Raw genomic sequence first — 26378 nt, 5'->3', positions numbered from 1 at the left:
CGGGCTTTCGGCGCCGGGCTATGCCTCGCTCATGAGCACACATCTCTCCCCGCTGCCCGCCATTGACCATCCGCATTTCGAAGCGCTCATGCTGGAGCTGAAGCCAGAGATAGGGGCCTATCTTGTCGCCCAGGGCGGCCTGCTCGGGCCACTGCTCGATGCGGCTCCATATCTGCTTGAGCTGACCCGAACCCACGCCGCCTGGCTGGCCGATGCGCTGGACGGCGATATCGAGACCGCCTTTGCTGCGCTGCTTGAGGAGGTGGGCGAGATGGGCCGCACGGCCGACGAGGCCAGTGTTGGGCAGATGCTGCGCATGGCCAAGGGGCGCACGGCTCTGCTCGCCGCCGTGGCCGAAACCGGTGGCGCCTGGACAACTGCGCGGGCAACCGAGGCGCTCTCCGATCTAGCTGACGCCGCCCTGGAAGCCGCGCTCGACCTGCTGATGCGCCAGGCCTTCGACAAGGGCCAGCTGGTGCTTTCCGCCGACCAGGCCCGCGCTGCCAATTCCGGTCTTGCCATCTTTGCCCTGGGCAAGCATGGCGGGCGCGAGCTCAACTATTCCTCCGATATCGACATCGTCGCCTTCTTCGATCCGCAAAAGAGCGTGCTGGTCGAACCGGGCGAGGCAACGAAAATCTATTCGCGCATGGTGCAGAAGCTGGTCGGGCTGATGGAGGACCGGCAGGCCTATGGCTATGTCTTCCGCACGGACCTGCGCCTGCGCCCCGATCCGGGGTCGACGCCGGTGGCCATCTCGGTCGATGCGGCGCTCGCCTATTACGAGGTGCGCGGGCAGAATTGGGAACGCGCCGCCTGGATCAAGGCGCGGCCCTGCGCCGGCGACAAGGCGGTGGGCGAGCTCTTCCTCAAGGAGCTGGCCCCCTATGTCTGGCGCAAGCACCTCGACTTCGCCACCATTGCCGACATCCAGGCCATGAAGCGGCAGATCAACGTCGCCAAGAATGTCGGCGACATTCGTGTCGAGGGTCACAACGTCAAGCTGGGCCGTGGCGGCATCCGCGAGATCGAGTTCTTCGCCCAGACCCAGCAGCTCATCGCCGGCGGTCGCGACAAGGCGCTGCGCGTCCGTCCCACCGCCAAGGCGCTCGCCGCGCTGGCTGCCGCCAACTGGATCAGCCCGACTACTGCAGAGGAACTAACCGAGACCTATTGGTATCTGCGCGCCGTGGAAAACCGCCTGCAGATGCTGCGCGACGAGCAGACCCATATCATGCCCGCCACCGCCGAAGACGTGGCCGTGATTGGCCGGCTGCTGGGTGAGCCGGATCTCGCGCAATTCGAGGCAGATTATCGCGCCGCGCTCGAACGCGTCACCCGCTATTATGCCGAGCTCTTCACCCAAGGCGAAAGCCTTGGCTCGGGTGAGGGCAATCTGGTGTTCACCGGCAGCGACGATGATCCGGGAACCCTGGAAACTCTGACCGGCATGGGCTTTGCCGACGCGCACAAGGCCATCGAAACCGTGCGCAAATGGCACTATGGCGGCTATGGCGCCACCCGCGCCTCGGCGGCGCGCGCCCATCTCACTGAATTGCTGCCGGCGCTGCTGGCGACGCTCGGCCGTGCCGGTAATGCCGACGAGGCCTTGGCGCGTTTCGACAATTTCCTCTCGCGCCTGCCGTCTGGCGTGCAGCTCTTCGCGCTGCTGCGCAACCATGAGCAACTGCGCACGCTTCTGGTGCAATTCATGGCCTCGGCGCCACGTATGGCCGAGGCCGTCATTCATCGCGCCCATGTCATGGACGGTCTCATCGATCCGGCCTTTGCCAGCGACGTCACCCGCCGTGACGTGCTGGTGGCCAAGGTGGATTCGTTCCTTGCCGAAGCGCGGTCCTATGAAGAAGTCATCGACCGCGCCCGCATCATCGGCCAGGAGCAGAAATTCCTGGTCGCGGCGGGGCTGCTCTCCGGCACGGTCAGCGCAGCTGGGGCAGGGGACCAGTTCACCGCGCTGGCGGAAACCCTCTTGAACCGGCTTTTCATCAGCGTGCAGGCCGAGTTTGCCAAGCGCCACGGCAACATCCCCGGCGCCTCGGTGGCGCTGCTCGCCTTCGGCAAGATGGCCAGCCGCGAGATGACCTTCACGTCCGACCTCGACTTCATCATGCTCTATGATGGGCCGGACACGGAATCCGACAGCGAGCGGCCGCTGGCCACGCCGCACTATTTTGCCCGCCTCACCCAGCGCCTCGTTGCAGCGGTGTCAGCGCCGACCGCCGAGGGCGTGCTCTACGAGGCCGATATGCGCCTGCGCCCCTCCGGCAATGCCGGACCTCTGGCCACCAGCCTGTCTGGTTTCCGCGCCTATCACCGCGACAATGCCTGGACCTGGGAACATCTGGCGCTGAGCCGGGCCCGCGTCGTTGCCTCGACCGATGGCCTCGGCGCCGCCGTGGATGACGCCATTGCCGAGGTGATGAACCGGCCGCGCGATCACGCCAAGACTATCGAGGATGTGGTGTCGATGCGGGCACTCATGGCCAAGGAGCGCAAGCCGCGCCACCTGTTCGACCTCAAGCTGGCCACCGGCGGTCTGGTCGATCTCGAGTTCATCGCCCAGTCGGCGCAATTGGTGGCGGGGCAGCAGGTTCACCTGCCGCAGGCCCAGACCGCCCGCGTCCTCGCGCGCCTTGGTGAAACCGGCCTCGTGCCGCAGGGGCAACGCCTGGCCGAAATCCACACGCTCTATTCGACCATCCTGCAGGTGATGAGCTCGGCCCTGGTGAGCCCCTTCAAGGACGAAGCATGGACGCCGGCCTTCAAGGATCTCTTGGCGCAGCTCGCGCACTATCCCGATTTCGGTCGGCTCGAACTGGATATCAGGGAAATGCAGGCCGAAGTCGCAGAGGCGGCCAGCGCGTGGTATGGGCGCGCCGCGGCGATGTAGATCTCAGTCGTCTTAGGGTGGCTGTCTAATGCCGCCGCTCGGGCAGGGGGAGGTTGCGGGCCGCCAATTCACGCTTGATGCTTTCGGGCATGTCGCGGCATCCGCACGCGGTGGCGTGTTCGACATGCCAGGCAATGCGCTGGTCTAGATTTGCCTTGGGATCAAGGCGGTGTCCGTCGTGCCATTCCTTGTTCATCTGATCACGCTGCCATTTCGCTCATTGCGGTTTCTATCGGCAGTGATATCGCCACAGTGGTGCCCAGGGAAGGGGCGGAGTCGATGACCATGTGGCCGCCGCTCTGCTCGGCAATGGCGCGCGCGATGGAAATGCCCAGGCCAGGCCCTACGCCTTCACGCGTAAAGGTGGCGTCGCCGAGCGCGAAGGGCTGGCTGAGGCTGGCCAGGCGCTCCTCGCTCATGCCGATGCCGGTATCGCTGATTTCGATGACCACGCCATCGTCGGCGGCAAAGGCGGCGAGGCGGACATGGCCGCCGCGTTCGGTAAAGCGGATGGAATTTTCCACGATATTGCCGAGCATGCGTACCATGCCGAGGCGGTCGCCGCGCAGCACCGCACCACAGCTCTTGCCGATGATCAGCCTGATGCCCGCCCGGTGCATCTGTCCCTTGAAGCGTTTGGCGACGGAATCGATCACTTCGTCCACCGGCACCGCATCCTGGCGCAGCGCCTTCTGACCGCTGTCGAGTTCGGCCAGATCGAGAATGGTGCCGAACGAAGCCAGCAGGTGCTCGCCGGAGGCCTTGATCGACTGCACATAATCGCGATAGCGCGCATCGCCCAGCGGACCATAGGTCTCGTGCTTCATCAGCTCGGCAAATCCGATGATGTGGTTGAGCGGCGTGCGAATGTCGTGGCTGAGATGGGCGAGGAAATTGGTCTTGGCGCGGCTGGCCGCCTCGGCCTTGAGCTTTTCCTCGTGATAGCGGCGAGCGAGTTGGCGCTGTTCGACGCGGATGCTGTCGAGCATGGCGCTGGTGCGTTTGTGCTCGGTCACGTCGGAGACCAGCGTCATGAAACAGCCATCACCCAGTGGTCGTTCGTCGATCATCAGGCAGGAGCCGTCCTGCCGGTGCAGCTCGAGAATGCGGTTGCTGTCGTCCTCACGCACCAGCTTCATATAGCCGCCTGCGGCGAGCCGGCTCACCGCCTGGTGATAGCTGGTGCCGTCCTCGTCCAGTTCCAGCCGGTTGCGATAGCTGTCATTGCAGACGATCAATCGGCCTTCGCGCGTCCAGCAGGCCAGGCCCATAGGAATGGCGGCAGCCAGCTGGCTGTAGTTGAAGCGCTGCATGGTGTTGGGCATGTCGTCGCCCGGGCGGCGTCGCGCCGCGACTAGGGTGAACAGTCCGGCCAGCCCGAAAGCGGCAGCGCCGCGACCGAAAAGGCCGGACAGGACGTCGCCGGCCGGTGTCGCTTCGACATGGGTGGTCTGCTTCTGAACCGGAAGGCTGTCTGCTACCGGCGCCATGGCAAAGCTGGCTTGGGTAAGCAGGGTTTTCGGCTCTGGTTGCGTGGCGTCGAGCGGCAGGAAAGACTGCGCGACCAGTGACCGCGCCATCTGCGTAGTAGGTCGCTGACTTATGGCAGCAGCGGCCATCATTGTGGCTACAGGGGCAGCCTGGCGGCGAGCGACGTCGAGGGTGTGGTAGATGTCATAGGCGACAAACAGGCCGGCCGAGAGGAAGGCGGTGGCGGCCACCGCCAGTGTGACTGGGGACAGCACCTGGCGCCAGGCGGGCAGAACAGAAACGGACGAGGAAACGCGCTTGGTTCTCGTGGAATCTTTGGCGCAGAATCCAGATGCGCCGGCGCCGGACATCTCCGTCGACCGCATGAAATTCTCCATCCTTGAAAGGAACTTAGACGCTAACTAAAATCGCTCTTAACAAGATATGAATCAGCGGCCCCCCGCTTGTCCAGAGTCCGAAACTGCCCCTGTGGGCCCTATTCGAAAAAGCGGAGTCGGCTGAATCACTTAGCGGTGAAGAAAAATCCTTCTAAGAAACTTGTCCTGTGGAAAGCTGTGCAGTTTTCCATGGCTGACTTGGGGTGGATGCAAAAGGCCCGCCGTCCGGGTGGGGCGGCGGGCCTATTTTCTGTGCTGCAGGGTGTCTTAGCCGGCCAGGATACGGTCGAGAATTTCACCCACATTGCGGCTCAGCGTGTGCTGGCTCTTAAGGGTTTCGAGCGCCACGCGGCCTGCCTCGCGGCGGCGGGGCTCCAGCATGGGCAGGATGCGCATGCCGGTCAGAATGCGCGATGCCACTTGCGGATTGACCTTGTCGATTTCGGCCACCGCCTCGGTTACGAAGCGGAAGCCGGCGCCATCGAGGCGGGTGAACTGGGTCGAGCCGCTCATCACGAAGCTCCCCAGCAGCGACCGCAGCCGATTGGGGTTGGTCTTGGGAAAGTCCGGTGCCGCCAGAATGGCGCGCATGCGCTCGATCACGCCATCATCCGGCGCCTGGGCTGATGCGGTGAGCCACTTGTCGAATACCAGCGGATCGCCGGCAAAGCGGGTGCGGAAGTCCCCCAGCAGCGCCGGCGCTTCATCGGTCCATGACTGGGCGGCGATGGCCATGGCCGCATAGCGGTCGGTCATATTGCCTGCTGTCTCGTATTGCTTCTGGGCCAGATCGCCGCGACCAGCGCCGGAGACGAGCAGTTGCAACAGTCCGTTGCGCAGCGCCCGCTCGCCGGCCTGAGCAGCGTCGGGGCTATAGGGCGCGTCGCTTACCAGCGCAGCGTAGCGCTCGGCCAGTTGGTCGGCGATCGGTCCCACCAGCGTCGTGACGAGATCCTTGCGTGCCGCCGAGACGGCATCGGGATCGACGTCCTTGCCGATATGGCGGCTGACCATGCCGGTGCCGGGAATGGCGATGGCCTGTGCCTTGAAGGCCGCGTCGAGGTCCGGATTGGCCAACGTGTCCACCAATGCCTGCCGCAAGGCATGGGCATCGTCATCGGACCAGCGGCGGCCGCGGGCTGCTTCGGCGATCAGCTGCGTGGAGACGGTCTGCAACGCGTCCCAGCGGTTGAACGGATCGCTGTCATGCCGCGCGAGGAACAGCAGGTCGGCCTGGTCCAGGTTGGACGACACCTTCACCGGCGCTGAGAAGGCGCGGAACAGGGACGGCACTGGTTTGTTGGCGACGCCTGAGAAAGTCAGCGTCACGCTTGGCTTGTCGAGCAGAATCAGGTCGCCCTCCACCGTGCCGCCCGAGACACCGTTCCAGCTCATCGGGCTGCCATTGGGGCCAATCAGGCCGAAGCGCACCGGGATCAGCAGCGGCTTCTTGTCCGGCTCGCCCGGTGTCGGTTCGACCGTCTGCGTCAGCGTCAGCGTATAGGTCTGGCTGGCGCCGTCATAGCTGTCTGATACCGTGACCTGCGGTGTGCCGGCCTGCAGATACCAGGTGATGAACTGGCTGAGATCGCGACCGCTGGCATCTTCGAAGACCTTGATAAAGGCCTCGATGGTTGTAGCCTCGCCATCATGGCGCTCGAAATAGAGGTCCATGCCCTTGCGGAAGCCGGCTTCGCCCAGGAGCGTCGCCAGCATGCGCACCACTTCGGCGCCCTTCTCGTAGACCGTGGTCGTATAGAAGTTGTTGATCTCGCGATAATGGTCCGGCCGCGGCGGGTGAGCCAAGGGGCCGCCGTCTTCAGGGAACTGGCTGGTGCGCAGGTTCTGCACGTCGTGAATGCGCTGCACCGGGCGGCTGTGCTCGTCTGACGAGAACTCCTGGTCGCGATAGACCGTCAGGCCTTCCTTGAGGCAGAGCTGGAACCAGTCGCGGCAGGTGATGCGATTGCCGGTCCAGTTGTGGAAATATTCATGGGCGATTACCCGCTCGATCGAATGATAGTTTGCGTCGGTGGCCGTCTCGGGCTGAGCGAAGACCAGCTTGTCGTTGAAGATGTTGAGGCCCTTGTTTTCCATTGCCCCGAAATTGAAGTCGGAAACGGCAACGACGTTAAAGACATCGAGATCATATTCACGACCGAAGCGGCGCTCATCCCAGGCCATGGAGCGCTTGAGGCTGTCCATGGCGTGATGGCACTCGGCCTCCTTGCCGTGAGTGCAATAGATGGCGAGGTCGACATTGCGGCCGCTCACGGTGGTGAAACTGTCGGTGATCGAGCCGAGATCGCCCGCCACCAGTGCGAAGAGATACGCGGGCTTCGGGAAAGGGTCCTGCCACACCGCATAATGCATGCCATCGCCGGCATCGCCGCGGTCGATCGGATTGCCGTTGGACAGCAGTACGGGCGCAAGTGCCTGCGGCGCTGTCATGCGCACCGTGAACGGAGCGAGCACGTCGGGGCGGTCGAGATAATAGGTGATGCGGCGGAAGCCTTCCGGCTCGCACTGGGTGCACCAGGTGCCGCTGGATCGATAAAGCCCCATCAGCTTGGTATTGCTCTCCGGCTTGAGGAAAACCTCGGTCTCCAGCACGAAGCGGCGGAAGGGCGGTTCGACAATGGTCAGGCCATTGTCGTCCGCGGCGTAGGACGCCAGGGCCAGCGGCGCACCGTCGATGGCAATCGAGCTCAGGCTGAGGCCGTCGCCGTCCAGCACCAGCGATGTGCCCGGCGCGGTGGTGTCGCGCGGCTCGATGGCCAACTGGGCGCGCACCCTGGTGTTCTCTTCCAGAATGCGGAAGTCGAGCTCTACTGACACGATGCGGTAGGGCGTCGGCGCATAGTCCTTGAGGTAGATGGTCTGTTCGGTTTCCGTGCGCATGAAGGCGGTCCAGTTGTTCTTGTTGTCGCGTTGCTCAGTGGTGCCATTTAAGGCCCACCCTGTCAGTTCGGCGAATGCACAAGCCCCTGAAATTGTGCTTCGCTCCGGCTTTCGGCGGCGGAGAAGTCGTCCGCCCTGAAGAAATCCGGCTCGCCTGTGTCTGTCCGGTTACAGGCGACTCGTCTTTATGGTGTATCCTTTGCAGTTCATGGCTGCATAGCAAACTCTTCGCCGTCAATTGAGACGGTATTGGGGAGGGGGAGGTTATGCCGCTGTCTTCATGCCGTTCCTCTGTGTCGAGTGGGTCGCACGAACGGTGGTTCCGAAATTTCCGCACGGATATCTGCCGTCGGCCATCAACAACTTTCGCCTCGACCGTGTTCGAGGGCGTCTGTCTTTCCGGTCGTCGCGTCTCCGCTGCCTTGCTAGTGATGGTTTGACACATGTTGCGTTGGTTTGAATCTCGGCTGAACCCTTATCCCAAGGAAGATCCCGTCGAGCCGCCCAAGAGCTTGCTGGCCTTTTGTCTGCACTACAGCAAGGGCGCCAAGCGCTGGCTGGCCCTGATGGCCGTTGCTGCCGCTGCGGTTGCCATCGGTGAAATCATCATCTTCGGCTTTATCGGCGATGTGGTGAACTGGCTCGCGGGGGCAAACCCGGAAACCTTCCTGCAAACCGATGGCTGGAAGCTGGCGCTGATGGGCGCGATGATCGTCTTCATCCTGCCCGCCATCGCGTTGGTCTCTACTTTGACCATGCACCAGACCTTGCTGGGCAATTTCCCGCAGCGCATCCGCTGGATGAGCCATCGCTATCTGATCCGTCAGTCGATGAGCTTCTTCCAGGACGAGTTTGCCGGCCGTATCGGCGCCAAGCTGATGCAGACATCGCTCGCCGTGCGCGAAGTGGTGATGAAGCTGCTCGACATGCTGGTCTATGTGGTCGTCTATTTCACCGGTGCGGTGATCCTGGCCGCATCGGCAGATTGGCGCCTCGCCATTCCGTTCCTGCTCTGGCTCGTCGCCTATGTGGCGATGATGTTCTATTTCATCCCGCGCATGGGCAAAATTTCCCAGGAACAGGCCGATGCGCGCTCGATGATGACGGGCCGCATTGTCGACAGCTACACCAATATCGCCACGGTCAAGCTCTTCAGCCATTCCAATCGCGAAGAGACTTACGCCAAGGAGGCGATGGACGAGTTTCTCGATACCGCCTATCGGCAGATGCGCCTGTTCACGGTGCTCAACACATTGGTGTTGTGGTCCAATTCTCTGCTGCTGGCCGCCGTGGGCGGCACCGGCATCTGGCTCTGGATGCAGGGGCTGATGACGCCCGGCTCGCTCGCCGTGTCGCTGGGTCTGGTCATGCGCTTCCAGGGCATGAGTCAGTGGGTGATGTGGGAAATGTCCTCGCTGTTCGAGAATATCGGCACCGTGCGGGACGGCATCTCCTCGCTGTCGGTGTCGCGCGTCGTCTCCGACGCCCCGGACGCCAAGCCACTGCCCGAGGTCAAGGGTGACATCAAGTTCGAGAATGTCTCGTTCCACTATGGCAAGAAAGGTGGGGTGATCGACAACCTCAACCTGCATATCCAGCCGGGTGAGAAGATCGGTCTTGTGGGGCGGTCCGGTGCGGGCAAGTCGACTTTGGTCAACCTGCTGCTGCGCTTCTACGACCGTGCCGACGGCCGCATCCTGATCGACGGGCACGACATCGCGAAGGTGACGCAGGACAGTCTGCGCGCCAATATCGGCGTGGTGACGCAGGATACCTCGCTCTTGCACCGTTCGGTGCGCGACAACATCATCTATGGCCGCCCCGATGCGACCGAGGAAATGATGCTGGCTGCTGCCGACAAAGCCGAGGCGTCCGACTTCATCAAGACACTGTCCGATCTGCAGGGGCGCAAGGGCTTTGATGCTCATGTTGGCGAGCGGGGGGTGAAGCTTTCCGGTGGGCAACGACAGCGTATCGCCATTGCCCGTGTGCTGCTGAAAAATGCACCGATCCTTGTGCTCGACGAAGCCACTTCGGCGCTCGATTCCGAAGTCGAGGCCGCGATCCAGAGCCAGTTGCAGATGCTGATGGACGGCAAGACCGTGATCGCCATCGCCCATCGGCTATCAACCATCGCCATGATGGATCGGCTGGTGGTACTGGATAAGGGCCGCGTGGTGGAGCAGGGTAGCCATGCCCAACTCCTGGAAACGGGCGGGATTTACAGCCAGCTCTGGCAGCGCCAGAGTGGTGGATTTATCGACGCCGACCAGGGTGAAGAGGCGGCAGAGTAGGCTGGCCGGAGTTGCCCCTCTACCCATGCCCCCAAAAAGGGCAGGTGGACAGAATGCGAAACATCTCTCCCTCATGGGAAAGGTAAAGTGGCAGCGTCACCGTCATTGCCCGGCTTGACCGGGCAAGCCAAACGGTGTCACCGCAAAGTGGTGGACCACCCGGTCAAGCCGGGTGGTGACGATCAAAAGGACATCGTGTCCAACCAAACCAAAGGAGAACCCAGATGGGTGACATCATCACGATCCGAAATCTTAGCCATCACCGCGCTGCCTTTGCGGCCACATGCACCAAATCGGACCGATACCGAACCTGACCGCCGAAAATATGCGTCAGGCGCGGCTCACTATAAGAGCACCAAAATGTTCAACCGCGTCGTCAACTTCTTTGACAATCTCTATTCGCCTATCGCCCTGGCCAAGAACCGCCAGCCGCCCATGGGCCTCAAGGCCTTCGTCGGCTATTTCGTCGGCCAGTTCAGAGGCGCCTTTCTCCTCCGCATTATCCTGGTCGCCATCGGCTCCGTCGCCGATGCGCTGATGCCTGTCTTCGTCGGCCTCGTGGTCGGCATGCTGGCCACCACCAATCCCGGTGAGATCTTTGACCAGCACAGCGCCACGCTTCTGTGGATGGTGTTCGTCGTCGTGCTGGTGCGCCCCACGGCCTTCCTGCTCGATACGCTGATCCGCAACCACGGCATCGTCCCAAATCTGGTGGACCTGATCCGGTGGCAGAGCCACTGGCATGTCATTCGGCAGAGCTGGACCTTCTTCCAGAACGACTTTGCCGGGCGCATCGCCAACAAGATCATCCAGGCCGGTGAAGCCATCGAAATCGGGGTGAACCTCACTATCGATGCGGCCTGGTATGCGCTGGTCTTCGTCATCGTCGCGGTGGTGGTGCTGGCCCAGCTCGATCCGTTGCTGCTGGTGCCGATCGGGGTGTGGCTGCTGCTCTATGCCGTGCTTTTCACCATCACCATGCCGCTCATCGCCCGCTATTCCGAAACGCTTTCGGAAGCCAAGTCGGTGATGACCGGCCGCATCGTGGACAGCTACACCAATATCCAGACGCTGAAGACCTTCGCCTCCGGCGAGCACGAGGACAAATATGTCTCCGACAGCGTCATGGATCATGCGGTGGAGTTCCGCAAACTCATGCGGATCTTCACCTATATGTGGTCGATCCTGTTCCTGCTGAATGCCGGGCTGGTGGTCTCTGTCACCTGGCTGGCCCTGACCGGCTGGAACAATGGCGTGCTCAGCGCCGCAGCGGTGGCCACAGCCATCCCCTTTGCACTGCAGATCATGAACATGAGCGGCTGGATTCTGGAAATCGGGTCCAACATCTTCCGCCAGGTCGGCACCACCAAAGACTCGATGGACACCATCGCCCAGCCTCTGACCATGCTGGACGCACCGGGTGCGAAGCCGCTTGATGTAAAGGCCGGTGAGCTGGCCTATGACACTGTCAGCTTCAACTACTGGCGCGGCAAGTCCGGTTCGGTCATCGACGATTTCAGCCTCACCATAAGGGCGGGCGAGAAGATCGGCCTCGTGGGGCGCTCCGGATCGGGCAAGTCGACGCTGGTCAACCTGGCCTTGCGCATGTTCGACGTGCAGGAAGGGGCGATCCGCATCGACGGCCAGGACGTTCGCGAGGTCACCCAAGAGAGCCTGCGTGCTGCCATCGGTCTCGTCAGCCAGGATACCTCGCTTCTGCACCGTTCGGTGCGGGAGAACCTAAAATATGGTCGGCACGACGCCAGCGACGCGGAGATGATCCGCGCCGCCGAACAGGCCAATGTGCATGAGGTGATCATGGGCCTGTCCGACCCGCAGGGCCGCAAGGGCTACGACGCCCATGTCGGCGAGCGGGGCGTCAAACTGTCGGGCGGGCAACGCCAGCGTGTCGCCATTGCGCGGGTGCTGCTCAAGAATGCCCCGATCCTGGTGCTCGATGAAGCCACATCGGCGCTGGACAGCGAGGTCGAGGCAGCGATCCAGGAGCAGCTCACGCAGCTCATGCAGGGCAAGACCGTAGTGGCCATAGCCCATCGCCTCTCCACCATAGCGGCCATGGATCGGCTGGTGGTGCTGGAAAAAGGCCGGATCGTCGAAGAGGGCACCCATGCCCAGCTTCTGGCCTCCGGCGGCCACTATGCCATGCTCTGGCAACGCCAATCCGGCGGTTTCCTTGACTTGGAGGCGTCCTGAAAGGCCAGGCGCGCCAGTGGCGCGACTGGAGCCGACAAGGCCACGAGAGCTATGCTCGAGTGGCGGGGCGTCCTGAAAGGCCAGGCGCGCCAGTGGCGCGACTGGAGCCGACAAGGCCACGAGAGCTATGCTCGAGTGGCGGGGCGTCCTGAAGGGCCAGGCGCGCCACTCAGGCCCAGCCTTCGTGGCCTTCTCGACGTCAAAGGCTCCACTGGAGCCTTTGATCTGCTGCGCAGACCGCCGTCGAAGTGGCGCGACTGGAGCCGACAAGGCCACGAGAGCTATGCTCGAGTGGCGGGGCGTCCTGAAAGGCGGGCAAACACGAGCGGGCGGAATTTCGGTTCCGCCCGTTTGGTCAGCCGGCGCGTTCGACCGGCTGGGGCACCACGCCGACTCGCCGCCGTTCGCTGTCGAGATAAGTCTCGATTTGATCGCAGGCCATAGGACGACCAAAGAGATAGCCCTGCATCACCGTGCCGCCGAGGCCCAGCAGGGCTTCCAGCTGCTCTTCTGTCTCGATGCCCTCGAAAACACAGGAAATCCCAAGGTTGCGGCAGAGGTCGATCATGGTCTTGACGATGGCCCGGCTGGCGGGGTCACAGGTGACCTCGGCCACAAAGCTGCGATCGATCTTGATCCGGTGCAGCGGTAGCTTCTGCACATGAGTGAGGCTCGAATGCCCGGTGCCGAAATCGTCGAGCGCTATGCGCGCGCCCAACCCCAGCAGGGTCAGCAGCGATTGATTGGCCTGCTTGAGGTCGCGCAACACCGCGGTTTCGGTGATTTCGAAGTCGATACGGCAGGGCGAGGCGGCAGCCCCGACAAGCGCCGCGATCTGCTCGATGGCGGCGGAAGAACCGATATCGTTGGCTGAGAGATTGACCGAGAGGCGCAGGGGGCGCGGCAGCTGTTCGGCGACGATGAGTGCCTTTTGCAGCACCACTTGGGTGATGCGGCTGATCTGGCCGGTACGTTCGGCCATGGGAATGAAATCTGCCGGCGAAACCTCGCCCAGAAGCGGATTGCGCCAGCGCGCCAGCACCTCGAAGCCGGTGGTGCGGCCCAGAGCCACGTCGAACTGCGGCTGCAGCAGAATGTAGATTTCGCGCTCGAGATCGGCGGTGTGCAACAGGTTTTCCATGAGCCGCACCTGCTGCAATTCGCGCTGATGCACCCCCGAGAACACCACGCTGCGCGCACGTCCGTCGCGCTTGGCCACCCAGGTTGCGTAGTCGGCGCGGTCAAACAGGGTGTCGGCGGTGTCGCCCTTGCGCGCGGCAGCAAAGCCGCATGAGGCGGAAAGGCGCACAGTACCGAGCGGCATGTCAAACGAGGGGCGCAGGGCGTGGGCGATCATCTCACCGCACCGGACAAGCGAGGCCTCGTCGGTTGGCTCCTGCAGGATCAGAACGAAATTGTCGCCATCGAGACGCGCCAGGATGCTGCTGTCCCGCTTGATGGATTCGATGCGGCGCGCGATCTCCACCAAGATCCGGTCGCCGGTGATCTTGCCGAAGATTTCGTTGACAGATTTGAACCGGTCTAGGTCGATGCGGGCAACGGCGATGGATCGACCATTTTGCTCGGCCGCCCCCAACGCCTCGTGCAACTGCCGGGTAAACGATCGCCGGTTGGGAATGCCCGTCAGCGTATCGACATTGGCCAGGCGATGGTTCTCGTCCAGCAGTCGCTGGGTCTCGGCCTGCCGGTTCGCCATTTCGTTGCGCGAGGCCACCAGCGCGGCAAAATCCTTGTTATTGCCAAGCAGAATGATCAGCAGGACCGCGATCACCATCACCATGTTGATGGAAATGGCAATGAATGTCGGCTGCCCGGTGGCCGCGAAGAAGATGGTGAAGGGAACCACGACACAGACGCCCACCGCCAGCGCGCCGGCCCGGACATGCATCAGGCAGAACATGCAGCCAATGGTGGTGATGCCCATATAGAAGGCCACCTGCGATTGCAGATAGGCGTCGCCGTAGGGAAAGAGGCTGAAGCTCCAGGCGGTGAACCCGAGCGCCAACGCGGCGCCGAGCACGACCATCTTGGCCAGCGTGCGCCGCGCCTCTTCTGTGGTCACGTCTCGATTGCGCTTCAACCACCACTGGATGGTGCGAACCACGCATAGCACCGTCAGGATGCCGGGCACCAGAATGGTCAATTCGAACGGGGCGACCGGCAGATACATGCCGGCGACGATCAGCGTGTTGGACAGCAGCAGAAAGTAGAGCAGGGGGATCTGGCGGCTGAGTGCGCGCCACTGTGCCAGAGCGAGCGCAGGGGAGTCGTCCCCCCCCACAAACTTGCTCACAATGCCCCGGACCAGCGCCATTATTTTGCGTCTCCTAGCCCTGACCCTAAGCTGGCAAGTCCTAATAGAAAGGAAAACCAGTTCTGGGGTCTGCCAAGAAAATGTCGCAATCGCGCCGATCGAGAATTGTTCGAAACCGCTGCAGCCCCCATTGGAACGCTTGCTCAAAATCGCTAAAAGCGTGTTTCGAAATCGATTTCGATGTCGGAGCTGTCGACAGCCCGGTCGAGCCAGCGCAAAAGGACCTTCCATGGCCATCGCCGCCAACAATACGTGCCTGGACCTGCATGGCCAGTACACACTGACTGCGCCTGCCCGCGGCATCACCACCGCGATCCAGCTGCCCGGCGACGTCCACCACGCGCTGCTCGCGGCTGACCTCATCCCGGACCCCTATTACGGGGAAAACGAAAAGCAGGTGCTATGGGTCAATGAGACGGCCTGGGAAGTCGAGCGCCGCTTCACGGCCACTGCGGCCGATATTGATGGCTATCTGACGCTGACGCTGGCCGAAGTTGACTGCATTGCCACCATTTTCCTGAACGGCGCCGAGATCGCCCGCACCGATAACAGTTTCCTCCGCCACGACATCGACGTGACCGGCCGCGTGCATGAGGGCGAGAACACGTTGCGCATCGCCTTCGACATCGCTCCCGACATAGCCAAGGCCCGCGCCAAGGCCCATCCCTTTCCGATCCCGTTCACCAAGAACTACCAGACCAACGGTCTCAAGGGCATCCACATGAACTTCATCCGCAAGGCAGCCTGCCATGCGGGTTGGGACTGGGGCATTTGCCTGATGCCGGTCGGCGTCTATGGCCGGATGAGCCTGCGCAAATCGCGCCTCGCCCGCCAGGAGAGCGTGCAGGTCGAGCAAGCCCACGGCGACAATAGCGTTGAGCTTGCCATCAAGACCCGTCTCTTCGCCTTTGCCCATGGCGAGGTGGAGGTCGAGCACAGCATCGATGGCCAGGTCATCACCCACAAGGTGGCAGTGCAGCCGGGCGAAAACGTCTTCACCCATACGCTCACCATTGCAAACCCGAAACTTTGGTGGCCGGCCGGGCAGGGCGAGCAGCCGCTCTATGCGCTTGTCACTAATGTGGAAGGCGAAATCACCACTCGCAAGATCGGGCTGCGCAAACTGGAATGGGTGGTCGAACCCGACGCGATCGACCATACCTTCAAATGCCGCATCAACGGTCGCGATATCACCATGATGGGCGCGAACTGGATTCCTGCCGACGCCATTCCCAGCCGCGTTACGCCGGCGGTCATTCGCGACCTCCTCGACAGCGCCAAAGCCGCCAATATGAACATGCTGCGCATCTGGGGCGGCGGCCAGTATGAGCCGGATTATTTCTACGATCTCTGCGACGAGCTTGGCCTGCTGATCTGGCACGATTTCATGTTCGCCTGCATGAGCTATCCCTCGGACCGCCCCTTCCTCGCCAGCGTCCGCGCCGAAATCACCCAGCAGGTGCGCCGGCTCAGCCATCACGCCTCGATCGCTCTTTGGTGCGGTGACAACGAAGTCATCGGCTCGCTGCACTGGTATCCCGAGACCAAAGCCGCGCCCGAGCGCTATGTAGCCAATTATGATCGCCTCAACTCCATGCTCGGCAATATCGTCGAGGACGAAGATCCGGATCGTCGGTTCTGGCCCTCCTCGCCCTCCATGGGCTATCTGGACTTTTCCGATGGCTGGCATGCCGATACGCGCGGCGACACGCATTATTGGGATGTATGGCACTCGGCCAAGAGCTTTGAGGCCTACCGCTCCGTCAATCCGCGCTTCGCCTCGGAATTCGGCTTTCAGTCCTTCACCTCGATGAATGTCATCGAGACCTTTTCCGAGCCCAAGGACCGCAATCCGTCCTCGCCGGTGATGGAAAATCACCAGCGCAATGACGGCGGCAATGCCCGCATCCTCGAAACCATGACGCGCTATTTCCGCTTCCCGCGCGATTTCGACCAGATGGTCTTCCTCTCCCAGGTCCAGCAGGGCCTCGCCATCAAGACCGCCATCGAATATTGGCGCTCCACCAAGCCGCGTTGCATGGGCACGCTCTACTGGCAGATCAACGACATCTGGCCCGTGGCGTCCTGGTCGAGCCTCGACTATGGCGGGCAGTGGAAGCTGATGCATTACATGGCACGCCGCTTCTATAATCTCGTCAATGTCGTCGCTGTGCCGCAGACGCGTGATGTGCGTACCAATTCGCGCGGCATCCCGGTCGCCGGCCAGCTTCCGGACGAATTGCTGCTCAAGGCCATCAACGACACCGGATACGACGCGGCAATCACGCTCGAGGTCAAGGCGATCAAGGTGTCCGGTGGCGAGCGCAGCTTGTTCTCCGGCCAGACCAATGTCGGCCCCGACGCCGCACTGGATGTCACATCCATCGACATGGCAGACCTCGCCTCTGACGAATTCCTGTTCTTCGTCTGGAAGGACGACGCGGGCAGGGTATTGGGCGAAAACGACTACTTCCCCAAGGCTTACAAGGCCTATGAGCTGGTCCCCGCCAGCATCGCGGCCACCTGGTTCGACCGGGACGGGAAGCCGGTCCTGATCCTTGAGACCGATAAGCCTGCGCTGTTTGCAACCGCCAGCGTAGATGCGCCCGGCCACTTCTCGGACAATGCCATCACCCTGTTGCCGGGGCGAAAGGCGGAATTGGTGTTCCATCCGCGCCATGGAGCAAGAGTGACCTCTGCCGATTTGCAGAAGTCGCTGAAGATCCGGCATCTGGCAGAGACATTCTAGGCGCGGCTATCTAGGCCGCGCCGAAGACCACGAAGGGCAGCGCGTCTTAGAAACTTCCATACAAGTTTGCGGCGTTGCGCATTGACTTCGCCGACGCTTTCTTCGACGCTCTGACGGCGCCGCATTTGTCTGGCGTCCGGATCAGCAATGTCGACCAATTTTACTCCGCCCACCGAACGCCGCTTGTTTGGCATCGGTTTGGCGCTTCTGGCCTATTTCATGTTCACCGGCATCGATTCCTCGGCCAAATGGCTGGGCATGGTGGGTGTGTCATTCATCCAGATCGTATTCCTGCGCTACTTCATCCATCTGCTGATGGTGGCCGCCATTCACCTGCCGCGCCACGGCACCGCATTGGTCCGTACCGGAAGCATCAGGCTGCAGGGCCTGCGTGCGCTGGCACTTCTTGGCTCCACCGCCTGCAATTTCCTCGCTGTGCAGTATCTGCCGCTTACCGTCACCGGCTCCATCGCCTTCACCGTGCCGCTGCTGATCTGCGCGCTTTCGGTCCCAATGCTGGGCGAGAAGGTCGGCTGGCGCCGCTGGACCGCTATTGGCGTTGGTTTCCTCGGTGTGCTGGTCATCGTCCGCCCGGGCACTGACGCCTTCCACCCCGCCGCCTTGCTCAGCCTGCTCGGTGCGCTCAGCACCGCCTTCTACATGCTGTTTACCCGGCGGGTCTCGGGCTTCGACAGCGCGGCGACCAGCCAGTTTTATGTCGGCATTTTCGCGACCATCTGCCTGTTGCCGATCGTGCCATTCTTCTGGTCCTGGCCCAGTACGGCCGATGGCTGGTTCGCCTTCTTCGCGGTGGGCGTTTTTGGATTTGTCGGACACCAGTTGATCACCATGGCCTCGGGCCTTGCTCCCGCCACTGTGCTGGCCCCCTTCGCTTATTTCCAGATCTTCTTCATGGCGGCGGCCAGCTGGTTCATCTTCCACCAGCCGCCCGATGTCTGGCTCTATGTCGGCGCACCCATCGTTATCGCCAGCGGCCTCTATATCTGGCTGCGCGAGCGCAAGCTGGCCAAGCCGGTGGTGAGCATTGCCAACGAGGCTTGACCTACCGAAGCGGCGCGCTAACCGGCCTCGTCGACCTCTTCGAGTGGCGCCTTTTCCGTCGCCATGCCGTGGGTGATCAGTCGCGAACTGCGCTGGCCGGTGAGATAGATCCATAGCCAGCTCATCGCCACGAAGATGCGGTTCTTGAAATCCACCAGGAAATAGATGTGGGCAATGCCCCATACCCACCAGGCGATCCAACCCTTGAGCTTGGTTGTCCCGAAGTCGATCACCGCCGATCGCTTGCCAATGGTGGCGAGGTCCCCGGCATGGGCATAGCGAAAGGGCAGGGGGCTGGCATCGCCGCGCAGTCGCGCCAGGATCAGCTGCGCCGCATGTGCCCCCGCCTGTTTGGCAGCCGGAGCCACGCCCGGAACCGGCTTGCCCTCTGGTGTCGAAATGCTGGCAGTATCGCCCACCACGATGATCTCTGGGTGGCCGGGTAGGGTGAGGTCGGCATTGACCTTGACCCGGCCGGCCTTGTCGGCCTCGGCGTCAAGCCATTTTGCCGCCGGCGAGGCCGCAACGCCGGCGGCCCAGATGATGGTCTTGGTGAGAAGGCGTTTGTCCCCGAAGCTGACACCGTCGGCGTCGATGGCCTTCACCATCTGCCCGAGCTCTACCTCCACCCCCAGATCGCGCAAGGATTTCAGCGTATAGGCCGAGAGGTCGGGGCTGAAATTGAGCAGCACGCGATCGGCGCCCTCGATCAGCACGACGCGCAAATCCGCTGGGGTAATGTTGCGAAACTGATCCTTGAGGCTCGCGCGTCCCAGTTCGACCACTGCGCCTGCCATTTCCACGCCCGTCGGCCCAGCGCCGATAATGGCAAAAGTCAAAAGCGCCCGCCGCGCTTCCGCATTGGTCTCGCGCTCTGCTGCCTCGAAGGCAAGTAACAGACGGCGCCTTATCGAAGTGGCGTCTTCGAGCGTTTTGAGTCCGGGCGCGAACTGCTCCCACTCGTCCTTGTCGAAATAGGCGTGCTGCGCGCCCGTCGCCACCACCAGTGTATCGTAGGGCACATGGCTGCCATCCTCGAGGATAACAGCGCGCTGGTTGATATCCACGCCGACAACTGTGGCCATCAGCACCTGCACATTGTCCTGCTTGCGCAGAATGTGCCGTATGGGCCAGGCCACCTCGGAGGGGCTGAGTGCCGCCGTGGCCACCTGGTAGAGCAGCGGCTGGAACAGATGGTGGTTGCGTCGGTCGATCAGTGTTACCGCGACATTGGCGCCCGCAAGTTTCTGCGCCGCGGCCAGTCCGCCAAAGCCACCCCCGATAATGACGATTCGGGGTTTGGGACTGGTCATTGCGGCCTCCTCTGTCGTTGGCGATGTCAACGCGATCCGAGGCCGACGTCAACCAGGGCTAGCCGCCGACGCGCTCGGTCCATCGGGACACATAGGCATCGAAGCCTTCGACCGCCAGCGGCGGAACCGGCTCCCGCAAGGCGCTGTGTGCGGCTTGTCCACCGAACAACAGGCTAGCCCCCAGGCTGGTTCCGGTACTGTCGCCCGAAGCCCTGACCGGCACACCGGTCAGCTGTGACAGGGCAGAGGAAAACAGCGTGTTGCGAGCCAGCGGTCCCTCGAGGGTAATGCTGCGTCCAAGGCCACAAAGCGCCATCGCCGCGCGCGCCAAAAGCGCAAGATAGAGCGAAACCGCTGCGGTGCGCTCGCCGGCGCTGAGCGTCTCCGGCGCCACCGTCCAGCGTCCCTGCTGGTCGCTAAAGGGCCCGACCCCTGGTACAAAACTGGGCAGCACCTGGATATCGTCTGCGATCACCCGCGCCACCTCGGCCACACTCGGTGTGGCGATCTCCGGCACGAGCAGATCAAATTCGCGCCCGCCCATGAACCGGGCCGTCGGCACCGGCCGCCCGAAGGCGTCGACATTGGCGAGGCTGTCCCGTCCGGCGTCAAGGCCAGACGTGTCGCCCCCAACCGTCATCACGATGGTCCAGGTGCCGCTCGAGACGATGGTGAAAGGTGGCTCCTGCGCCCCCAGATGTGGCAGCAGAGACGCATTTGAATCGTGGATGCCGACGGTGACAGGTGTCGCCGTGGCAAGACCGGTGATTTCGGCCAGGTCGGGCAGTAATGCGCCGAGCACAGATGCCGCCGGCCGCACTGGCGGAAACAGGTGCCGCCAGCCCATGGCATCGACCAGGCTGGAAAAATCTGCCTTGTCCGGCGACCAGAGGTCCGTATGACAGCCGAGCGACGTGACTTCGCTCGCCAACACCCCGGTCAAACGCCAGGCCCAATATTGCGCATAGGGCACGATCGCCGAGACCTCGGCAAATTGCTCCGGGAAGCTGCGCGCCTGCCAGAACAACTGCGCCCCCCAATTGAGCCCATTGGGCAGAGCGGGCGAAAAGCTTCCGCTGAAATCGGGCCGCACACCAGCATATTCGCTAGCCAACTCATCTGGCCCGCCAAATTCATAGTCCAGCACTGGCAGCGCCAGCCGGTCGCCGGCCAGCAATGCGCCTGTGGCGCCATGGGTTGTGATGGAAATACCATCGATGCCGAATTCAGCACCGATCTCGGTCAGGCTCGACAGGATGAAGGCCCAAAGCCTTTCGGTGTCGGCATGCGGATATGGGCCATCGCTGCGCACATGATTAGGTGTGGAGCGCGCCGCCAGTTGTGCGCGATCGGTGGCATCGATCAACACCACCTTGGCATTGGTTTTGCCGATATCGATAACGGCAATGCGACGAGGCGTAACTTGGCTCATGGCGCGACAATCCCGGGGCGTTCAAACGCCCATAGCGGAAATTGCCGCGCCATGCCAGCGCTAACATGTTAGTGGCAATTGCGTCCCGCCGCCGCTATTTGATGATCAGCACCGGGACGTCCGAGTGGGCGAGCACTTCTGCGGCTTGGCTGCCCAGCAGCAGTCGCCCCAGTCCACGCCGGCCATGCGATCCCATCACGATCAAATCGGCCGTATTCTCCTTGGCCGCATGCAAAATGCCCTCGGCTGCCGGACTGTTGGCGACATGCACCGTGGTGATCGCCTGGCCATCGCCTTTGGCGACCACTTCGGCATCCGCCAAAGTCGCTTTGGCAGAAGAGGCCTTGGCCTCGTCGAGGTCGGAAATGATGCTGCTGGTATCGACCATCATGATCTCTGCACCCGGCGCTACGATCACCGAAGGTTCGGTGACGGTCACAGCCGTTACCTTCGCGCCGAGCTTGGCCGCCAGCGCCAAAGCATGCCGCAGGGCCTTGGTGCTCAACTCCGATCCGTCTATGGCGCAAACGATGCGAGAATACATGATGGGCTCCTCTGGCCTGATATGAACTTACCCTACATCAACACACGTCCCGCCGCTTTGATCCAGATCAGTTGGCGGGCGTTGTGCGCGTCAGCTTTGCGCGCTTGTGAAGCCTTGCCGGTCGGCAGGGGCTGGACAAGGACGTCAGAATGAAAGATTGCCTTGCCTATGATGAGCTCTGCCCGCCGCTTTTCCGTTGCGCCGATGATGGACTGGACTGATCGTCAGTGCCGGTACCTGCATCGGCTGCTGACGCGTCATAGTCTGCTGTTCACCGAAATGGTCAATAGCGGGGCGGTTGTGCATGGGGATGCCGAGCGGCATTTGCGCTATCATGAGGTCGAGCACCCACTGGCATTGCAGCTGGGCGGGTCCGATCCGGCAGAACTGGCCAAGGCTACCGGGGTCGCAACCGCATTCGGTTATGACGAAATCAATCTCAATGTCGGCTGCCCCTCGGATCGGGTGCAGTCTGGGCGCTTCGGTGCCTGCCTGATGGCGGAGCCGGCGCTGGTCGCGGACTGCGTGCGCGCCATGCGTGATACCACCGATCGGCCGGTGACCGTCAAGTGCCGCATCGGCATCGACGACCAGGATGTCGAGGAAAGCCTCGATCGGTTCGCCGATGCCATGGTGGAAGCCGGTGTGGCCGCGCTCTATGTGCATGCGCGCAAGGCCTGGCTGCAGGGCCTCAGCCCCAAGGAAAACCGCACCATTCCGCCGCTCAATTACGAGCGCGTGCATCGCCTGCGCGCTCGCCTGTCGCCGCTGCCGGTGATGATCAATGGCGGCATCGAGACACTGGAACAGGTGGACGAGCAGCTTGCCTATACCGACGGCGTTATGCTCGGCCGCGCTGCTTATCATAACCCCATGCTGCTGGCCGATGTCGATCGCCGCATTTTCGGCGATGACCGCGACGTGCCCGAGCTTGCGGCCATTATGGCGGCCATGGCCGAGTACGCCGAAGGTGAACTGGCACAGGGCGTCCGGCTCAATGCCATTGCCCGTCACATGCTCGGCCTTGCCAATGGCCGCCCGGGCGCGCGTCAGTTCCGCCAGATCCTCAGCGTTGACGCTTGCAAACGGGGAGCGGGCCCCGAGGTTTTCGAGCGCGCTCTGGCAGTGGTCGAAATGCGAGATTTCGCCGCTTCTGCCTGATCCTGTCGCTAAGCCTTTCGTCTAGTCGGACGGCACCCTAGGTGCCGCTCGATACCCATGTCCTTGTGCGGAATGACGAATTTCCCTTGCGGTCGAATTTTCGTTTCTGTTTAAAGTCGTTTCGTTTGCGTTCGCTTTTCTTTCGCGTTGACGCTAAATTGCGCCTGTCGCTGTGCCATAGGCATAAGCAACATGTGGGGAGCTCCTTTCAATGACAATAAAAAATCGCCTGTTCCACGCGGGGTGGATCATCATTCTTATCGGTGCGCTTCTGGCGCACTTCATCCAGACTTCGGGTGGCATTTCCATCCGCGATCTGCGCTTCAATGGCCAGAGCGGCCAGGTGCTGAGCGGTCTGCTCTATGTGCCGCCCGGCGTCTCCGCCGAGAACAAGGCGCCTGCAATTCTGGCCGTGCACGGCTATTTCAACAGCCGCGAAACCCAGGACGGTTTCGCCATTGAATTTGCCCGCCGCGGCTATGTAGTGCTGGCACTTGACCAAGGCGGCCATGGCTATTCCGACCCACCGGCCTTTGCCAATGGCTTTGGTGGACCGGGCGGCCTGGCTTATCTGCGCTCGCTTGATTTCGTGGATACCGACAATATTGGTCTCGAAGGCCACTCCATGGGTGGCTGGACGGTTCTGGCCGCCGCTGCCGCCATGCCCGACGCCTATAAGGCCGTCGTACTGCAGGGATCGAGCACCGGTGCACCCTTCGCCAAGGAAGCCGATACCAGCTGGCCGCGTAACCTCGCCGTCGTCTTCTCAAAATTCGACGAATTTTCCGGCACCATGTGGGGCGTCCCCACCGCGCAGGAGGTGCCCACCAGCACCAAGCTTCAGACAGCATTCGGTGTGACCGAACCAGTGGTCATCGGCCAGATCTATGGCGATATCGCCAACGGCACGGCGCGTATCCTGCAGCAGCCCAACACCACCCATCCGGGCAACCATCTGTCGCCCGAAGCCATTGGCGACGCCATCACCTGGTTCGACCAGACCCTCGAAGGGGCCCAGCCCATTCCGGCCGATAACCAGATCTGGTTCTGGAAGGAAATCGGCACGCTGATCGCTCTGGTCGGTTTCGTCGTCCTCATGGCCGGCACCTTTGACATGCTGCTCAAGACCCAGGCCTTCGCGCATCTGCGTAAGGAGCCTGCCGTCGCGGCCTATGACAAGCGCAATGGCAAGTGGTGGCTGCAGTTCGCTCTGGCGACGCTGATCCCTGTGCTGACCTACTATCCGTTCTTCTACTGGGCGACCCTGGTTTTCCCGGCCTCTGCGATTTTGCCACAAAGCTTCACCAGTCAGATCGTGCTGTGGGCAGTGCTGAACGGTATTATCGTCCTGGCGCTGGGCCTGGTGTTCAAGGGCAACAAGATCGAAGGCCGCGGCGATATCTGGGGCTCTGTCCTCATTGCTCTTGCCACTGTCGGCATCGGCTATCTGGTCGTCGCTGCCACCGACTTCCTCTTCAAGGTGGACTTCCGCTTCTGGGTGGTGGCGCTCAAGCCACTTGACCTTATCCGCACCAAGATCGCCTTGGTCTACCTGATCCCGTTCACCGCCTACTTCATCCTGGCGATGCGCGGTCTGCATACTGGCTTGTCGGTGCGTACCGACAGCCGCGTGGCGCAATATCTGTCCAACATCGCAGTGATGATTGTCGGCTTCATCCTGTTCCTTGGCTTCCAGTACCTAACGCTGCTGTTCACCGGCCACCTGTTCAGCATGAACGAGTCGCTCACCACGGTCATCGGCATGCAGTTCGTGCCGCTGCTGGCGATCGTGGCATTCCTGTCCACCTTCGCCTGGCGTCGGACTGGCAGTTACCTGCCGGGTGCGTTCATCAATGCGCTGTTCGTCACCTGGTATGTGGTGGGCAGCCAGGCGATCCAGTTCGCCATCCGTTGATCCAACCTGAAAGGGCCGGTCCTCGCGGCCGGCCCTTTGTCAATCCACCAGCTCCAGTGCATTCTGCGAGACACTGTAGCGGCTGAGGGTTTCAAGGAAGGTCATGCCCAAAAGGCTGGTGTCCATCGCCCCCGCCTCGGTCACGAACGCCGTGACATTGCGCCTGACAATCCCGCCCACTTCCAGCATTTCGAGCCGCGTGCGCGCCGCCATGCCGCGCCCATTGGCGGTGGACACGGGCACGGTATAGCGCAGGCCCGTCGTATCGATGCCCGCCGCTTGTGCGTCCTCTACCGTCAACACCACGGCGCTGGCGCCGGTGTCGAAGATCATCGGGGTCACGTGGCCGTTGATATTGGCATTGACCTCGAAATGTCCGCCCAGCCCGCGCCTGAACGTGGCGGTGCCAGTATTGCTGTCGACAATGGCCATGCCGGGCCGCAATTCGCCCGTCACCCGGCTGACCACGCCCAGAATGTCGTCGCGATAGGCATAGCCCACCATGACAGCGGCGAAGATGCCCACCCACAGCATCAGCCCGCCCACCAGTTCCGCCGCGCGATGACGTCGGGCGAACAGCCCACCGGCGAAAACAATGAGGATGATGACCAAAGGCACCAGCTGTGCCGTCTGGTTCTGCGTCAGCCCGATCATGCTGCCGGCATCGGCGCTGATCAGGAGAACGATGGCGGCGGCAACGACGAGGGCAAGCCCGATAAACAACATGCGACTTTGGTCCCTTTCGCCTTCGTCTCTATCGATTAAAGGCTTGCTGGCGACGATTTCAAGGCAATGGGGTAAAGATCAGCAGCAAGCTCAGCGCCGCCACCTCCCCAAGTCCGCCGGCTGCGCCGATCAGGTCGCCGGTCTGCCCGCCCACCAGCCTCCGGCACAACGCCGTCCAGCCCACTGCCACCAGCCCGATGGCGACGAGGGCCAGCGACAGCCCGACCAGACTCGTAAACGGAGCGCCGAGCACAAAGGCCAGCATCATTGCCAATGCCGCGCCAACGGCGAAGCGCGAACCCGGCAGCATGCCTGCTGCGGCCGACGCGCCATCGCTGCGCGCCGGGGGCAGGGCGACCGCCACCCACAATCCCCCTGAGCGGCCGGCAATATTGGCGGCGAGCCAAATTCCCGCCGCCGCCAATGGATTTGTCGCGGCGACACTCCCCAGTGCGGTAACCCGCAACAGCAGAAACAGGCAAAGGGCGGCGACACCGAAGGTGCCGTGTCGGCTATCCTTCAAGATTTCCAGTCGCCGCTCGCGCGTGGAACCGCCAAACAGCCCATCGGCTGCATCGGCCAGCGCGTCTTCCATCATGCCGCCACCCACGACCACCACAGCTCCAACCGCTAGCACCGCCGCGAAGTAACTTGGCAGTCCCGCCATGGTGCCACCGATCAGCAATAGCGCTGGAATGATCCCCATCACCAGGCTCGCCAGCGGCAGCGCCATGGCGATGCGGTCGAGATCGGGTGGCAGGTGCGGAGAATCGCCGGTCGGCAGGCGCGAAAAGAAGCGCAACGCCATGACGAAATCGTCTTTGAGCCCCATCGCCTGGGGCGACGAGCGCGGTTTGTCGGCTTCGGTCACCGCCGGATCGATCCCGTCGGGGGCGTCTTCGTGCACCTCTGGCGTCAATTGCAATTCGCTCCGTTATGAGCAACAAGTCCGG

Annotated in this window: 16 protein-coding genes; 7 read left to right on the top strand and 9 right to left on the bottom strand. The window is 62.4% G+C overall.

What is annotated here, in order from left to right; translation table 11 throughout:
* The first annotated feature begins 31 nt into the window (after positions 1–31).
* Positions 32–2911: a bifunctional [glutamine synthetase] adenylyltransferase/[glutamine synthetase]-adenylyl-L-tyrosine phosphorylase gene (locus DEVEQU_RS11770; RefSeq protein WP_164550366.1), complete on the top strand. Its 2880-nt coding sequence runs from the start codon at positions 32–34 to the stop codon at positions 2909–2911.
* A 25-nt stretch (positions 2912–2936) separates the two neighbouring features.
* Here the strand turns inward: DEVEQU_RS11770 and DEVEQU_RS19900 are convergent, their stop codons facing one another.
* The 3 genes from DEVEQU_RS19900 to pepN form a co-directional block, all read right to left on the bottom strand.
* The gene (locus DEVEQU_RS19900) at positions 2937–3107 is read right to left on the bottom strand and encodes a hypothetical protein (protein ID WP_164550365.1); all 171 of its coding nucleotides are present in this window, start codon (positions 3105–3107) and stop codon (positions 2937–2939) included.
* A gap of 4 nt (positions 3108–3111) precedes the next feature.
* On the bottom strand, positions 3112–4767 hold the full coding sequence (locus DEVEQU_RS11765) for a sensor histidine kinase (RefSeq protein WP_164550364.1): 1656 nt from the start codon (positions 4765–4767) through the stop codon (positions 3112–3114).
* Positions 4768–5046: 279 nt separating this feature from the next.
* The gene (pepN, locus tag DEVEQU_RS11760) at positions 5047–7680 is read right to left on the bottom strand and encodes an aminopeptidase N (protein ID WP_126150774.1); all 2634 of its coding nucleotides are present in this window, start codon (positions 7678–7680) and stop codon (positions 5047–5049) included.
* 443 nt (positions 7681–8123) lie between these two features.
* On the opposite strand from pepN, the gene DEVEQU_RS11755 reads away from it, so the two are divergent.
* Together DEVEQU_RS11755 and DEVEQU_RS11750 are read left to right on the top strand one after the other, a co-directional pair.
* Positions 8124–9974, top strand: a complete 1851-nt coding sequence (locus DEVEQU_RS11755; RefSeq protein WP_126150773.1) for an ABC transporter ATP-binding protein — start codon at positions 8124–8126, stop codon at positions 9972–9974.
* Positions 9975–10334: 360 nt separating this feature from the next.
* A complete protein-coding gene (locus DEVEQU_RS11750; protein WP_126150772.1) occupies positions 10335–12188 on the top strand; it encodes an ABC transporter ATP-binding protein in 1854 nt (617 codons plus the stop codon).
* A 355-nt stretch (positions 12189–12543) separates the two neighbouring features.
* Here the strand turns inward: DEVEQU_RS11750 and DEVEQU_RS11745 are convergent, their stop codons facing one another.
* Positions 12544–14523, bottom strand: a complete 1980-nt coding sequence (locus DEVEQU_RS11745) for a putative bifunctional diguanylate cyclase/phosphodiesterase (protein WP_164550363.1) — start codon at positions 14521–14523, stop codon at positions 12544–12546.
* 229 nt (positions 14524–14752) lie between these two features.
* On the opposite strand from DEVEQU_RS11745, the gene DEVEQU_RS11740 reads away from it, so the two are divergent.
* Positions 14753–17272 carry a beta-mannosidase gene (locus tag DEVEQU_RS11740; protein WP_164550362.1) on the top strand — a complete coding sequence of 840 codons (2520 nt, stop codon included), beginning with the start codon at positions 14753–14755 and terminating at the stop codon, positions 17270–17272.
* 147 nt (positions 17273–17419) lie between these two features.
* Positions 17420–18334 carry a DMT family transporter gene (locus tag DEVEQU_RS11735; RefSeq protein WP_126150769.1) on the top strand — a complete coding sequence of 305 codons (915 nt, stop codon included), beginning with the start codon at positions 17420–17422 and terminating at the stop codon, positions 18332–18334.
* A 17-nt stretch (positions 18335–18351) separates the two neighbouring features.
* Here the strand turns inward: DEVEQU_RS11735 and DEVEQU_RS11730 are convergent, their stop codons facing one another.
* The 3 genes from DEVEQU_RS11730 to DEVEQU_RS11720 all read right to left on the bottom strand — a co-directional run bounded on the left by DEVEQU_RS11730 (position 18352) and on the right by DEVEQU_RS11720 (position 21623).
* Positions 18352–19647 carry an NAD(P)/FAD-dependent oxidoreductase gene (locus tag DEVEQU_RS11730; protein WP_126150768.1) on the bottom strand — a complete coding sequence of 432 codons (1296 nt, stop codon included), beginning with the start codon at positions 19645–19647 and terminating at the stop codon, positions 18352–18354.
* Between the two features lie 58 nt (positions 19648–19705).
* Complete coding sequence (locus tag DEVEQU_RS11725; protein WP_126150767.1) at positions 19706–21079, bottom strand: FGGY-family carbohydrate kinase; 1374 nt, start codon at positions 21077–21079, stop codon at positions 19706–19708.
* 94 nt (positions 21080–21173) lie between these two features.
* Positions 21174–21623, bottom strand: a complete 450-nt coding sequence (locus tag DEVEQU_RS11720) for a universal stress protein (protein ID WP_126150766.1) — start codon at positions 21621–21623, stop codon at positions 21174–21176.
* Positions 21624–21791: 168 nt separating this feature from the next.
* Between DEVEQU_RS11720 and dusA the strand changes: the two genes are divergently transcribed.
* Together dusA and DEVEQU_RS11710 are read left to right on the top strand one after the other, a co-directional pair.
* Positions 21792–22784: a tRNA dihydrouridine(20/20a) synthase DusA gene (gene dusA / locus DEVEQU_RS11715; protein ID WP_126150765.1), complete on the top strand. Its 993-nt coding sequence runs from the start codon at positions 21792–21794 to the stop codon at positions 22782–22784.
* Positions 22785–22995: 211 nt separating this feature from the next.
* Positions 22996–24699, top strand: a complete 1704-nt coding sequence (locus DEVEQU_RS11710; RefSeq protein ID WP_126150764.1) for an alpha/beta hydrolase family protein — start codon at positions 22996–22998, stop codon at positions 24697–24699.
* 39 nt (positions 24700–24738) lie between these two features.
* Here DEVEQU_RS11710 and DEVEQU_RS11705 read toward each other — a convergent pair whose 3' ends face one another.
* Both DEVEQU_RS11705 and DEVEQU_RS11700 read right to left on the bottom strand, forming a co-directional pair.
* Entirely contained in the window at positions 24739–25425 is a 687-nt protein-coding gene (locus DEVEQU_RS11705; RefSeq protein WP_126150763.1) for a retropepsin-like aspartic protease family protein, read from the bottom strand.
* Positions 25426–25483: 58 nt separating this feature from the next.
* On the bottom strand, positions 25484–26344 hold the full coding sequence (locus tag DEVEQU_RS11700) for an adenosylcobinamide-GDP ribazoletransferase (protein ID WP_126150762.1): 861 nt from the start codon (positions 26342–26344) through the stop codon (positions 25484–25486).
* Positions 26345–26378 lie beyond the last annotated feature (34 nt).

It is taken from the genome of Devosia equisanguinis (assembly GCF_900631955.1).
GTDB lineage: Bacteria > Pseudomonadota > Alphaproteobacteria > Rhizobiales > Devosiaceae > Devosia > Devosia equisanguinis.
The sequence above is the reverse complement of the archived record's forward strand: the minus strand, read 5'-3'. Positions and strand labels throughout refer to the sequence as shown.